The 13694-nt window shown below is 36.2% G+C and carries 18 protein-coding genes; 3 read left to right on the forward strand and 15 right to left on the reverse strand.

Features of this window, described 5'->3' with window-relative positions; genetic code table 11:
* The 10 genes from EHQ24_RS13225 to EHQ24_RS19325 all read right to left on the reverse strand — a co-directional run bounded on the left by EHQ24_RS13225 (position 1) and on the right by EHQ24_RS19325 (position 7256).
* Positions 1-1563, reverse strand: coding sequence for an NAD(P)/FAD-dependent oxidoreductase (locus EHQ24_RS13225; protein ID WP_135602053.1), 1563 nt, complete (start codon positions 1561-1563; stop codon positions 1-3).
* A 78-nt stretch (positions 1564-1641) separates the two neighbouring features.
* Positions 1642-2247 (reverse strand): FMN-binding negative transcriptional regulator, encoded by a 606-nt coding sequence (locus EHQ24_RS13230; protein ID WP_135602054.1) that lies wholly within the window; start codon positions 2245-2247, stop codon positions 1642-1644.
* Between the two features lie 27 nt (positions 2248-2274).
* Entirely contained in the window at positions 2275-2724 is a 450-nt protein-coding gene (locus tag EHQ24_RS13235; protein ID WP_135602055.1) for a GNAT family N-acetyltransferase, read from the reverse strand.
* Entirely contained in the window at positions 2714-3121 is a 408-nt protein-coding gene (locus EHQ24_RS13240; protein ID WP_135602056.1) for a hypothetical protein, read from the reverse strand. Before EHQ24_RS13240 ends, EHQ24_RS13235 begins: the two co-directional genes overlap by 11 nt.
* A 1-nt stretch (position 3122) precedes the next feature.
* Complete coding sequence (locus EHQ24_RS13245) at positions 3123-3620, reverse strand: DinB family protein (protein ID WP_135602057.1); 498 nt, start codon at positions 3618-3620, stop codon at positions 3123-3125.
* 80 nt (positions 3621-3700) lie between these two features.
* A complete protein-coding gene (gene chrA, locus EHQ24_RS13250; RefSeq protein ID WP_208725776.1) occupies positions 3701-4885 on the reverse strand; it encodes a chromate efflux transporter in 1185 nt (394 codons plus the stop codon).
* Positions 4886-4914: 29 nt separating this feature from the next.
* Positions 4915-5214, reverse strand: a complete 300-nt coding sequence (locus EHQ24_RS13255; protein ID WP_135602058.1) for a PadR family transcriptional regulator — start codon at positions 5212-5214, stop codon at positions 4915-4917.
* 243 nt (positions 5215-5457) lie between these two features.
* Positions 5458-6222, reverse strand: coding sequence for a phytanoyl-CoA dioxygenase family protein (locus EHQ24_RS13260; protein ID WP_135602059.1), 765 nt, complete (start codon positions 6220-6222; stop codon positions 5458-5460).
* A gap of 9 nt (positions 6223-6231) precedes the next feature.
* On the reverse strand, positions 6232-6843 hold the full coding sequence (locus EHQ24_RS13265; protein WP_135602060.1) for a GNAT family N-acetyltransferase: 612 nt from the start codon (positions 6841-6843) through the stop codon (positions 6232-6234).
* Between the two features lie 182 nt (positions 6844-7025).
* Complete coding sequence (locus EHQ24_RS19325) at positions 7026-7256, reverse strand: hypothetical protein (protein WP_208725777.1); 231 nt, start codon at positions 7254-7256, stop codon at positions 7026-7028.
* 295 nt (positions 7257-7551) lie between these two features.
* Between EHQ24_RS19325 and EHQ24_RS13275 the strand changes: the two genes are divergently transcribed.
* Positions 7552-7989 carry a bacteriohemerythrin gene (locus EHQ24_RS13275; protein WP_135602061.1) on the forward strand — a complete coding sequence of 146 codons (438 nt, stop codon included), beginning with the start codon at positions 7552-7554 and terminating at the stop codon, positions 7987-7989.
* A gap of 82 nt (positions 7990-8071) precedes the next feature.
* Here the strand turns inward: EHQ24_RS13275 and EHQ24_RS13280 are convergent, their stop codons facing one another.
* From EHQ24_RS13280 to EHQ24_RS13300, 5 genes are read right to left on the reverse strand one after another with little or no spacing between them, the layout of a single operon-like run.
* Positions 8072-8479: a heme-copper oxidase family protein gene (locus EHQ24_RS13280; RefSeq protein ID WP_135602062.1), complete on the reverse strand. Its 408-nt coding sequence runs from the start codon at positions 8477-8479 to the stop codon at positions 8072-8074.
* Between the two features lie 3 nt (positions 8480-8482).
* Positions 8483-8890 carry a hypothetical protein gene (locus tag EHQ24_RS13285; RefSeq protein WP_135602063.1) on the reverse strand — a complete coding sequence of 136 codons (408 nt, stop codon included), beginning with the start codon at positions 8888-8890 and terminating at the stop codon, positions 8483-8485.
* Between the two features lie 9 nt (positions 8891-8899).
* Positions 8900-9391, reverse strand: a complete 492-nt coding sequence (locus EHQ24_RS13290; RefSeq protein WP_135602064.1) for a hypothetical protein — start codon at positions 9389-9391, stop codon at positions 8900-8902.
* Between the two features lie 13 nt (positions 9392-9404).
* Complete coding sequence (locus tag EHQ24_RS13295) at positions 9405-10802, reverse strand: OmpP1/FadL family transporter (protein WP_135602065.1); 1398 nt, start codon at positions 10800-10802, stop codon at positions 9405-9407.
* 45 nt (positions 10803-10847) lie between these two features.
* Complete coding sequence (locus tag EHQ24_RS13300) at positions 10848-11351, reverse strand: hypothetical protein (RefSeq protein WP_135602066.1); 504 nt, start codon at positions 11349-11351, stop codon at positions 10848-10850.
* Positions 11352-11478: 127 nt separating this feature from the next.
* On the opposite strand from EHQ24_RS13300, the gene EHQ24_RS13305 reads away from it, so the two are divergent.
* Positions 11479-12732: a U32 family peptidase C-terminal domain-containing protein gene (locus EHQ24_RS13305; RefSeq protein ID WP_135602067.1), complete on the forward strand. Its 1254-nt coding sequence runs from the start codon at positions 11479-11481 to the stop codon at positions 12730-12732.
* 59 nt (positions 12733-12791) lie between these two features.
* On the forward strand, positions 12792-13658 hold the full coding sequence (locus tag EHQ24_RS13310) for a DUF4349 domain-containing protein (RefSeq protein WP_135602068.1): 867 nt from the start codon (positions 12792-12794) through the stop codon (positions 13656-13658).
* Positions 13659-13694 lie beyond the last annotated feature (36 nt).

The following is a 13694-nucleotide window of genomic DNA, read 5'->3' on the forward strand; positions in this document are numbered from 1 at the left end:
TTATTTTGTAAAATTACCGGTGAGTGCTGCTTCCGCACATTTCATTCCATCAATGGCAGCAGATACGATCCCTCCCGCATAACCAGCACCTTCTCCGCAAGGAAACAATCCTTTGATATGAATGTGTTCTAATGTTTCTGGATTTCTAGGAACTTGGATAGGAGAAGAAGTCCTTGTTTCTGGTGCGTGGATGATGGCTTCGTTTGTGAAGTATCCTTTCATAGAAGATTCAAATTCCTTGAATCCTTTTTTTAATGAATCTGCAATGAGTGGTGGTAATAGTTCAGAGAGAGAAACAGAAACCAGTCCAGGTGTATAGGAAGTTTTTGGAAGATCATTTGAAATGATATCTTTGGTGAAATCGACCATTCGTTGTGCTGGAGCTTTTTGTGTTCCACCATTCATTTCAAAAGCTTTTCTTTCAATGGACGATTGGTACTGGAGAGCAGAAAACACTCCATAAGAATCGAATGATTTGAAATCATCAAATCGTAGTTCTACGACGATTCCAGAATTAGCAGTCGGACGTGAACGTTCTGCACTAGACCATCCATTGGTGACCACTTCACCAGGTTTTGTAGCACAGGGAGCAATCACTCCACCAGGACACATACAAAAACTATAAACACCTCTCCCATTAATTTGTTTTACAAGGGAATATTCGGAAGCAGGGAGTAATGGATTTTTAACGTCACAATGGTATTGGATGGAATCAATCAAACTTTGCGGATGTTCCACACGTACGCCGATGGCAAGAGGTTTGGTTTGGATTTCGATTCCTTTTTCATAAAGGAGTTGGAACATTTCCCGACCAGAATGTCCTGTTGCAATGATTACATTTTTTGCCATCCACTTGTCACCGGAGGCAGACTTTACACCTGTAATTGAATTTCCAGAAAGAATTAAATCGGTGATACGAGTTTTAAAATGAATTTCCCCACCAGCGGAAAGAATACATTCTCTGATATTTTGAATGATACGAGGGAGTTTGTTTGTTCCAATATGAGGGTGTGCATCAACTAGTATTTGTTTGGTGGCTCCAAAACTGACTAAGTATTCTAAAACTTTTCGAATGTTTCCACGTTTTTTTGATCTTGTATAGAGTTTTCCATCGGAATAGGTTCCAGCTCCTCCTTCTCCGAAACAATAATTCGAATCTTCGTTTACTATATGATGGACATTGATTCCGCGAAGGTCTTCTACTCGTTCTTTGACATTTTTTCCACGTTCTAAGATGATTGGTTTTTTTCCTAACTCTAGGACTCGCAAAGCAGCAAATAAACCAGCGGGTCCCGCACCAATGATGAGAACGGGTTCTTCTAAATTGACATTGGGAAAATTGGGAATGGGAAATTCTAGAGGGATAAAATCTTCGTTTATGTAAACATCTAAACGTAATTGGAAAACAACATTTCTTTGCCTGGCGTCAATGGAACGAGATGTGCATTCGATATGTTTGATATCTGCTTTGGGAATTTTATTTTGTTTGGATACGAATTGCAATAAATGGTCTGGATTTGATGCAATCTCTGGTGTGACTCTGACGTTTAATTCAAGTTTCAAGGTTTAGTTCGTAATCCAAATTTTAAAATAAGAGAACTATTGAAAAGGATGTTTTGTCTACCACGATTTGTGAATGGATTATTGATTTAAATCTTTTCTCATTAAAGAGGCAATCGCTTTTTCATTTTCTCCAGGCAACAATTCTAGATTTGAGATCACAAGATTTCTGCGTTCCACAGAATGGTTTTGGCTGAGTTTTTGTTTCCCTTCCATGTTTGTGATTTTGATTTCAAAGGGAACAATTCCCTTTTTTAAACCTTCGATATAATTTGAATCCACGGAATCAATTTTATACTTAGAATCTTTGGCCTCAAATCGTTTGATTAAATTTAATAAACTTTCATGAATTTTCAAAGGATCTTTCACAATATTTAGAATTCCTTTTACGTGGACTGCTGTGAAGTTCCAAGTGGGAACTGCTCTTTCCGTTTCATACCAAGAAGGCGAAATATAACAATGAGGGCCAGAAAAAATACTAAGTACTTCCTTACCGTTAGAAAGACCTTGGGGATTTGGTTTGGCAAAATGACCTACTAATGTTTGTTTGTTTTCAGAAAGGAGTAAAGGTAAATGTGTTGCGATCATTTCTCCTTGGTGATTGGAAACCAGGATGGAAAACGGATTCTCTTCAATGGATTGGTAAATGAAATCAGTTTCCATTTGGAAATATTCGGGGATGTACATTTTGTCCTTACTCCTTCTGAACGTTTGTTAAACAGATTTCCAAAAATAAGTTAAGAATTCGGTTTCTTGTTCAAATCCTTCCTTTGTATACAAAGCACGGGCTTCTTTGTTGTGTGTGGAAGTGGAAAGTTCTAATCCTTTTCCCGAATTGGATTTTGTAAAAGATTTAACTTCACCAATCAGTTGCTTGGCGATCCCTTTTTTACGAAAATCCTTTTTCACATAAAGATCATTTAGAATGTAAGATCTTTGCATAGAAATAGAAGAAAACACGGGATACAGTTGGGTGAAACCAGCAATTTCGCCAGTGTTTGGATCCTCCGCCACAAAAATTATAGATTGAGCATGTTCCATTCGGTCTTGCAAAAAGCGAGTTGCGCCTGTTATGTTAGTTGATTGTCCATAAAATTGTCTGTATTCATCGAATACAGGAGAGATTTTTAAAACGTCTTTGTAGTTAGCTTGTCTAATTTTCATATTTTGGTACCAATGAGAAACAAATTCCGGATAAAACTGCTGTTACCGGTGTAGCCAGTAAAGTTTCTAAATCGGTAACGGCAACCAGATTCCCAATTGTATTGGCTAAAAATATAATTCCGATGAAAGCGAACACAAGTCGAATCCAAAGAGGCACCAAACCTTTGTTTAGGTATTGAGTGTATTGAAAACTTGCCCATAAAAAGAATGTATTTACAACGAGAGAAACGGTCTCCATCAAATACATTTCTTCTACACTACTAAGCCTTCCACCCCAAAGGTATTTGTAAGGGATGAATTGAAATAGGGCAATCAAATGAAAGATCATTGTGAAGGAAAACAAAACGATTAAAATTTTACTGGCAATGGTTCTAATTTTTTTGGATGGGTTCCACATACTATTTTCCTTGGGTTTGTAGGTAATAAACAAAATCGATTTCAGGAGATTTACCACCTAGCCCTGTTATGGCGGCAGTGATTTGCCCCCTATGATGGGTTCTATGGTTGAAATTGTGTTGAATGACGTCACTAAAGATCAGTTCGGCTTCGAATCCTCGCATCGTTTGATAACGGAAGATAGTGTCCCAAATAGAATTGTCGAGTCCAAGAAGCCAAGAACTCCATAATTCTAAACTTTGCACCATTCGCTGTTTTAATGTTTGGCGATCCTCTTCAATTTCTTCACTTAAGGATGTTGGAACATAAATTTCACCAATAAGACGTGAATACCATACTTTTTCAACAACCAACAAATGGTTTAGAGTTCCATGTATGGATTTAAAAAATAAACCTACATCTTTTTTGTAATCTGCATCAGATATTGTTTCTAATGACTGATATAAAAGATTGGTTGCCCATAGATGGTAAGCATTGTTCCTTAAGAAAAAATCTTTCATAGAGAATGATTTTTCCAAGACATTTGGGAAATCAACGACTAATTTGGTTTAGGTCAAAATAGAGATACAGTGATTTCTTTTTAATAAAGGAATAAACTAACGATAACGGTAACTAAGACCACCGCCCATGATGGGATTTTCCAATATTCTAGAAGTAAAAACCCAGTAGCAACCAGAGCAAAATCCTTTCCTGAAAAGACAGCGTTTGTCCAAACAGGTTGGTATAGAGCAGCGAGTAAAATTCCAACCACTGCTGCATTGATCCCAGACATTGACTTTCGTATGTTCGGATTTTTTTTTAGGTTTTCCCAAAATGGTAAAACACCAATGATCAAAAGGAAAGACGGCAAAAAAGCTGCCACCAAACAAATGATAGCACCAGACCAGGCGTTTGGTTCTATTTCTGATATGGCACCCAAATAACCACTAAACGCAAACAACGGTCCTGGGATTGCATTGGACATTCCATAACCGGCAAGGAAAAGATCATTGTTTACCCAACCAGAGGGAACTACTTCTGCTTGTAAAAGGGGAAGTACTACATGTCCACCACCAAACACAAGTGCACCGGCTCTATAAAAACTATCGAATAGTTTGATTTTTTGGTCAGGATAAATTTCTCTTAAAAAAGGAAGAAAAAATAACAAAACAAAAAATAAAATTAAAAATAGCAAACCAATGGTTTTGTTTCCTTTATGTAATGGTTCCTCAGGTAGATTAGAAGAAGGTTTTAGAAAGAATATACCAAAAAATCCTGCAACCACTAAAACCGATACTTGAGAAAAAGCCGAACTAAAAAAAAGTAAAATAACGCTTGTTATTACTGCAATTGTAATTCGTTCTTTATCGGGACAAAGTTTTTTCCCCATTCCTAAAATGGCTTGGGCCACAACGGCAACGGCAACTACTTTCAATCCATGCAGCCAATTTTTATCTGAGCTAACATCTATCTCAGAGATTCCAAGTCCAAAAAGAATGAGGATGATTGCCGATGGCAAAGTAAAACCAATCCAAGAAAGAATCGCACCAAAAATTCCGGCACGTGAAAGTCCAATGGCCATTCCCACCTGGCTACTGGCAGGCCCTGGCAGAAATTGACAAAGTGCGACTAAGTCAGCATAGGCCTCTGCACTAATCCATTTTTTTTTGGTTACATACTCGTCATGAAAATAACTTAAGTGAGCGATGGGGCCACCAAACGAGGTACAGCCGAGTTTGAAAGCGGTAAAAAATACTTCTAAATATTTTATTGGTTTAGTTTTCATATATTATTAATTTATATTTTTTGATTCAGTTAACTGAGTATTTCGCCAATTAATTCTCTTAATTTTATTTTTGCACTAGAGAGTTCCTTTTTCCCTTTGGGTGTGATACGGTAAAATTTTTTCATTACTTTTCCCATTTGTTCTTTGCGCGAACGAATGAGCCCTTTGTCTTCTAAGTTTTTTAGTAGAGGATACAAAGATCCAGGGCTAATTTTATACCCATGTTCTTTTAGTTCCTCCATCATCCATACACCATAAATTTCTTCTTTTTCGCAGTGATGTAAGATATGAATTTTGATAAAACTTGAAAAAAATTCATTTATCTTCATTCAGAATCAATATACGATATCGAATACCGATAGTCAAAATAAAAATTCAATTATGTATAATTTTAAATGATTACAATTTAATTTTTTTCACAACCGAAAGGGGTAGGAAGGGGGCGCCTCGGATCTATTGAATGAGTCAAATAATATCCTTCACCGACCGCGCCCTACGTTCCAATCTTTCCCTTGGGGAAAGGATTTCCACTGCGGTCGCTGGCGCGGGGACTTCATTTTATACTGGAATTTTTAAATCAATTGGAAGATGGATTGTTTTTTTAGATTTTCTAACTTTGTCTCTTTGTCTGGAAAGTGATCCCAATGGTTTGCAGTTTCTTTCCTTTCTGGAAAGTTTGTGTATATGATATCAAAAGAAAAACGATTGGTATCATAGTTTCCTTTGTGGATGAGGTGAGCTGAAAACACCAACAAATCTCCTGGGTTGTGCGGTATGAGGATTTGGTTGGGAAGTTCTTCATGATTTTTTTTACCTTCTAGTTCCAAACGAATCTTTCTTTCTTCTTCGGTATCCCAACGTTTGTGAGATCCTGGAACAAACCATATCCCTGGATCTGTTTCCAAGGGAATACGAAAGTGCCAAACAAAATCTTTTTGAATTCTTTTGTATTGGTCTTCTTCCGGCATGCCCATGTATTGAATGTCCCGATGCCAATAGGGAAGTTTGTTTGGATCTTCTGGATTAAAAAATATTTGTGTATTGAGAAAATACATTGGTTCGTTAAAAACAATCTTACCAATGTTCAAGAGTGGCTCTGATTCTATAAATTGAAAAAGTATATTTCGATCGTTTATATCTTTTGTGAATTTCGTCGAAGTTAGGTAAGCACTATTTACATTTTTCGGATGATTGAGTTCCTTAGACCATTCGGCATTGGAACGAAGAAGGATCTTTTTTAAGATCCTAACCATATCCATGGGAAGGTAGTTGGGAAACAGATAATAACCCGAAGTTTCTAATTGTGATTTTACTTCGGAAGGAATCACCTCATTCATACAGAGTGACTAAATTTGTTTTTCCATATAGTGATGTGATGGAATGATTCCTTCCCATCCGATAGGATTTCTTGTTTCTTTGATTTGAAAACCTAACTTTTGATAAAGGGAGATTGCGGGTTTGTTTTCAGCAGATACATCTAAAGAGATAGTTTTGTATTTTGGACTGTTTTGGATCATATACTCGATTAATTGTTTTGCGATTCCTTTGTTCCTTTCTGTTTCTAAAACAGCAATATGTCCTAAATACAAACAACCGGATTTAGGTGGTTGGATGATGGTTTCTGTTTTTAGACCTCTCGCCATTACCTTGGGCGCATGCCATTTGTATAGGGAAAGGATTCGTATAGCTGTTCCTGCTGTGAGTGCAAGAAAACTTGGTTGTGTATAGGAAAGAATGGATCCCACCACTTTGCCACCAACTTCTGCCACATAATGGTTCGTATACGAAACAGTATTGCCACGTTGGATATAGGATGAGTTTAAAAAATCAAAAGCTGTTTTTTCTCCTTCTGAAAAAACATAAGTCCAAGCTTTTGGGCCTGAAGAATAAATGAGTGGGACAATGGTTGTTACATCGTTTGGTGTGGCATTTCTTATGATAAGTTTTGAATCTGTCATGAATTTTAGTTTTACTATAAAAGATAAAGTTTGATTTTCCAAATGTAAATCGTTCTAGCCCCTTTCGTCAATATAGAATTTCTATTTCATAGCGCCCCGGATCACAGCGGAAATCCTTTCCGTAAGGAAAGATTGGAGCGGAGAGCCGGAGATGTGCGCCCAAAAAAATACATTCAATTCTTTTAAAAAGTAAAAGGAGCAAAAATGTTGATGAGTGCCCTTGTTGCCAATTGAGGGTCATTTAAATTTTGATGAAAAGGTTTGTCATCCGAAACGGCGGAAATTGCTTTGCCTGAATTCGAATCTTCACTTTTACCACAACTTGCACCGACTAGCGAAAGACAGGTGATAGTTGCGATTGTTATAACTTGAAAATTTTTTTGTTCATATATACCGCTCATTTCTTGGTTCATTTACCATGGGATGCCAGAATGAGCGAAACTACATTGGTCTAGGTCAAGAGGGGAAGAATCCTTCTTATTGATTTTTATCAATCAATAGAAATGAGATGATTCCAATTCAGAGATCAAAGAGATGACTTTGTTTAAAACTGTATCTACGTTGCAGAAGAATTGCGTTTAGGTAAAATATTAGAATTATACTAATTATAGTTAATTGGAATGAGCGACGTGACCTTGGTCTACTCTTAGGGATTATCACTTGTTCTCTAAGGAGGTTGCAAAATCCTGAATTAACGAGGTTTTTCTCATGGTTACAAAATGGGATTCGAAATACGAAACGAATATTTCAGAGATTGATTCTCAACATAAAAAACTCTTTCGATTGATCAATAATATTGAAACAGTTTATGATGAAAACAAAGAACATCTTTCCGGAAAATCAAGAATACTACTAGATGCGGTTTCTGAATTAGAGGATTACACACTCAGTCATTTTTTAATTGAAGAACGTGTAATGGAGTTAAACCAATATCCTGCACTGGAAGCTCATAAAAAACAACACGACAAGTTCACAGATAAAATTTTAGAATTAAAGAACCGTCTAACTTCCGGTAATCTTCTCACAAATGATGCTGAATTAGATCAATTCTTTGGTGACCTTCTTAATTTTTTGCGTGCATGGCTTACAAATCATATTCTAAAAGAGGATATGGATTACAAACCGTACATTAAATTTAATATTTAAAGTTTTTTCATTATACTTTGTTCATTCAAAGTATAATGAAAATTCAGCGACTTTTTTTAATAAAAAAGTATTAGAATCTAGTTTATCTGTAGGTAATGGATCTAACCCAGATTAGTTTAACAAAACTAACGATTCCTAAAAAAATTAGAAATTTTCCAAATAAAATTAGATGGTTTGTTGGATCTAAAAATTTTGTGAATAAATACAAAATAAGTCCTAAATTATAACTATAAAATAGAAACCATACCTCTAATCTCGAACCTCTGGGATGTTCTGACATGTGTTTGGGGAACATCCAATAAGCATTCCCCATAATGAATTGGATCAAAAATCCCCATATAACAATAGAATAATGTAATGGTAGGAGTTTCCATATTCCAGGACTCAATACAAAGGTTTTGTTTAACATGAGGATGGCCCCCAGAGATGTTCCGAGTAAAAGGTAAATCAATGAAATTCGGATGAGCCAAATGGATGGAATGGGAAACATAACCTATTTTTGTGGTTTTAACCTTGGCCAAATTTCCAACACATAACAAAGGATTCCCGTAAATTGTAAAATCACAGAAAGACAAAACGGTAAAATTAAAATTTCTCGATGTTGGTAAATCCAAGGTTCTGAAATGATTCTAAGGATAAGGCCAAAATTTAAGGAAAAATATGCAATCCAAGCAAGGACTGCTCCGTCTTTGGGAGTTGATTTTTTTCCTTTAGGATACATCCAAAGGGACACCCCAATGATGATTTGGGTGACCCAACCTAGTGCTATCAAATGCCAATAAACAGGCATTAAATGAATTTCCCATTTTGCACCTGGAAATTCTGAGAGAAAATAAAATAAAACACCAAACAAAAGATACAACAATCCTGATTTGATAAAGTATCTTGAAATTTTTGGCATAATGTATATTTACTTAGAATTATTTTTTTCAGATTCAATTTCTATTTTGTAACTGGCATGACAAGCGACACAATTACGAGTGAGTTCGTCCATTTCTTTAAGTAAAGTATGGATATCTTGTTTTTTCCGAATTTTTGCCGCTATTTCATCAAATTTTTCATGAGTTCCAAATCCTAATTTTTTAAATTCAACAGGAAGTTTCAAAAGGATTGTTTTTTCTTGGTTTTCTAAACTGGCAACAAGACCCATACCAACAGCATCGGCAGCTTTTGCCGCACGTTCATAATCTTTCTCTGCAAGTCCACTTAAGATTCCATTGACGGAAGTTAATAATGCTCGCATTTCAGTTAATACCAATTGTCTTTCTGCTGGTGTTAAGTGGATGGCAGTTCTATCATCGAGAGAACGACTTGTACTTCCAAAGTAAAAAAAGTAACCGAGTGTTAATACTGTTACGATCCAAAGCCCGATAGAAAATTTTCCAATCAAATTAGAATTCATACCTGATTACCTATTAAATATTTTGTTCCATTCCCAAATAAATACTAAATACACTCATTTGTTTGTTATAAGAAAATTGGAATGGATGAACCTCTGTCCTAGAATAGACAGCATGGGATAACGTCCAGTCTGAAGTTTTCCCTCCGTATGTTTTTTTGGGAAATCCATACTCACAAGCAATATGGAATGTAGAATCGTTCCAGGAAACACTCCCACCAAGTGAAACATGATGTTCGATACTTGCTCCTAACATAGGACTCACTCCACTCGCGGGGATTACATTATTTCCATAACTATAACCCATACGAGTCATATAACGATCATTCCATTTGTATTCGGCTCCGATTGCAAATATAGTTTGGTTTTTCCAGTTTAGATTGAATTGAAAGGAGTTGGTTTCAAAACCTATTGGTGTTCTTACCCAAACATCTTCTGTCCGAAATTTACTAGAATTAAAACTTTCTGACCAAGGTATGTATTTGATATCAAAGTCGATGATAAACCTGTCAGTTCGGTAGGAAATTCCAACAATATGTTTATCAGGCCAAATCATATATCGTGACACTCTGGTTCCGAATGATCGTTCGGGTGCATAACCATCCACCTTCATGGTTCCATCCATTGGTAATACATTTCTCGTAGTATAAGAATAAGCAATTCGAATGTTCTCTGTTAGGTCGTAGGAAGTTCCGATTTTTCCTCCCAAGGTATAGGCTGAATCACTTTGGTATCGAATTCCTCCGGGAATGGTGAGACTCCTAGTTTCATCTTGGTAGGTTCTTTTAAGTTCCATAAATCCATAAACAAGATCAATTCCAGCCCCAATCGCAAGGTTTCCTTTTTGATATCCAGCACCAAATGTTGATTTTACGGTCATAAATCGAAAATTCAAATCTTCTACTGCTTTTGTACTTTCTCCAATGATGGGGATGTTTGTTCCAAATGTTTCATTTAATGTTTTTCCATCGGGAGTATTTCGTTTGATATTTTTAAATTGTCCACCACCTACACCTTGCGCGTACAATGCGAAACCAATACTGATATTATCCGTAACAGGTTGGATGATTCCAATATAAGGCAAAACTGCTTTTGGGTGTTCCACCATTGAGTTTTGATAAGAACGATTGGGATTTGAATCTATGTATTCATCATTATATTCGATAGAGGGGAAGTGGATTCCGGAACCTAACTCCCATTTGGTTCTTTTCACTCGAGCCAAATGGGATGGGTTCGATTCTAGATCCATCACCGATCCGCCGACGGCCGCGAAGGCTCCTCCCATTCCGGCTTGTCTGGCCCCGAAGGCAGGTTGCATGATCCCGTGGAAGGCCAAAAGTTTTCTTTCCGAAAAGCATGGGCCAAGGCTTAGAATTAGAATGAATAAAACTTTGAAAATGCGACTCGAAATCATTTATCTCAAGGAAAGAGTCACAGCTACTGTGTCAAGTGAAATCAACTAAGGAAAAATAGAGAAACCTCTGGAGGCTAGGATTCCCAAGATTGCAATTGTAATCGAAATCAAAAGATTGAACCTTCCAAAAAACGAGGAAGTCCTTCTATACCGTTCAAAACGTACGGGATCTGTTGTTAAATAAGAAAAGGTTTTTGGGCCAGTTACAAAATCATGATACAACGATGATAAAAATAAAATTGTAAATAGTCCTATTTTAGTAATAAACATGAAACCAATGTTAGATGTCCAAAAATCCCAATGGAAACCAAACTGAAAGTATCCTTTCTCGAACAAAAGTCCAAATCCTGAAATGATAAACACAAAGAATATATAATAAGAAATATTTCTAAACTGAGTCGCTGTGAGTTGTAACAATCTTAATTTTTGATCTTTTAATTCTGGATTTCTAATCACAGGGATAACAACAATCACATAAAAAATCATTCCACCAACCCAAACCATCGCTGAGAAGATATGAAAAATTAAAAGTATAAGATAAAACGACATGATGAGTTATCTTTAGATACATACACTTGTTTGTCGTTTCCTTTTTTGGTTTTAGAAACAATCTAAAAATTTAGTTTATATATTTTCCTTTTTAGAAAAAAGGAATCTTTTGGGATGGGTAAACAGTATGTCCCAAATTAGAAAAATTCCAGAATTGTTATTACCCGCTGGTAACTTAGATAAATTAGAAATCGCTTATATGTTTGGTGCGGACGCAGCTTATTGTGGTGTTCCTAGGTTTTCACTTCGAGCAAGAGAAAATGATTTTACGATGGAAGCTCTGGAAAAGGGAGTTACACTTGCAAGAGAACTCGGTAAAAAAATTTATTTTACCGTAAATAACATTCCGAGGAATTCGAAACTACCTTCATATCCTAAATATTTAGATCAGATGGCCGCATTAAAACCAGATGCTTTTATTATGGCAGATCCTGGATTGATTTTAATGACCAAAGAAGCACATCCGGAAATAGACATCCATATCTCTGTCCAAGCGAACACTATGAACTATGCTGCCGTCAGATTTTGGAAACAATTCGGAGCCACTCGTGTCATTTTATCTCGTGAAGTATCTATCTCTGAAATTGCCGAAATTAAAAATCAAGTTCCCGATATGGAAATTGAAGTTTTTGTTCATGGATCCATTTGTATTGCTCACAGCGGTCGTTGTTTTATGAGTAATTATTTTAAAAAACGAGATGCTAACCAAGGATCTTGTAACAATGCCTGTCGAGATTTGTATAAGGTATTTGTCACCAACCCTAAACAAAATGAGGAACCAATGGAACTCATCACAGATGATGAGGGAACTTTTTTAATGAATTCGAAAGACCTTCGTGCCATTGAGTTTTTGCAAGAGTTATGTGATGCAGGAGTTGATTCTGTCAAAGTAGAGGGTCGTACTAAAAATGATTATTATGTAGGAATGGTGGCCCGTAGTTATAGACATACATTGGATCGTATATCGCGAGGTGAAAGTTTTGATCGCAAGTGGTTGGAGGAACTAGACAAAGTATCTTCTCGAAAATACTTCTCTGGTTTTTTAACTCGAGGAATGGAAGATCGCATTCCAGAAGAAGAAAGAGAATTTCAAAACAATGAATTTGGAACTAGTCTTTTTATGAGCCAAAAGTATGCGGGACTTGTAAAAGAATATAAATCTGATACAAAACGGATTGTCATTGAAGTCAAAAACAAAATCCAAAAAGGGGATGTCATGGAAGTCATCACTGCCGTAGATTCCAATCCCTTAACCTTCACAGTAGACCAAATCTTTTATAAACAAAACCTTGTGGAGGTCATCAGCGGGGGGATGGGAACCGTTGAGTTGGGAATTCCTTTTGCCATCCCTTCACGGTCATTTTTAAGTAAAAAACTGTAAGAGAGAATCTGTCTAAGGAGAACTGTTAATAGAATATAGTAATGTAAGGTAAGGATATTGTGAAAAACCGTATAAAGATTATTTTCCTCGTTTTGTTTGTAATTTTCCTAAATTGTGGCAAAGAAGCTAACGAGGAATCGGTGGCAACTGTAGAATCGGCAAAGATGTCCTCAGACATGCCGTTGGAAAAAAAAGTAGCACCAAGTGCTCCCAGAGCAGAAGTAATTTCTGAGACAGAACCCACTCCCAACCAATTGGGACAAGTATTTGTACCGATTCAAAATACTACGGAACGACTTCTCGAATACCAAGTTCAATTGAATTACCAAACGCCGGATTTAATCAAAACACGTAAGGATCTACTTAGTTTTATTACCAAATATGGTTTTATTGAAAGTAGTTCGGCGGTCAATATGGACTCTCCTTATATGAACCTTCGCGTACATATAAAATCTGAGAAATTATATGAAGCCTTGATAGAGTTGGATACTTATGGAGTTTTATTAAGTGAAGACATCTCCACTGTGGATCATACAGAAGGAATGGTTTGGCAAAAGATCAAATCAAATCGTGAAAAACTTCGTTTGGTAAGACGGACAAATGCAAACAACCAAACTTCAGCCAATTCGAAAAACTGGGAAGCAATCGAAGAAGCCATTACCGATAGTGAAAACAATTTAGATAATTCGGAACATGAGATATGGAAAATCAAAGATAAAGTAAAATGGGCTACTCTTAGTATCAATTTTACAACTCCTATCCCTGCGGATCGCATCCAAGTTCCTGTTTATAAAAATGCTTTCATTGGAATTCTGAATTTATTTTTAGAACTCACATATTATTTTATATGGATTTTACCATTAGTGATCGTTTTTGGGATTCTATACTTTCCTTTGAAAAAGATTTACCAACATTTTAAAAAATAACCAAAGACGGTGGATGTTTTTTCCGTTTTTTTAAAT

Source organism: Leptospira noumeaensis (genome assembly GCF_004770765.1).
Lineage (GTDB): Bacteria > Spirochaetota > Leptospiria > Leptospirales > Leptospiraceae > Leptospira_A > Leptospira_A noumeaensis.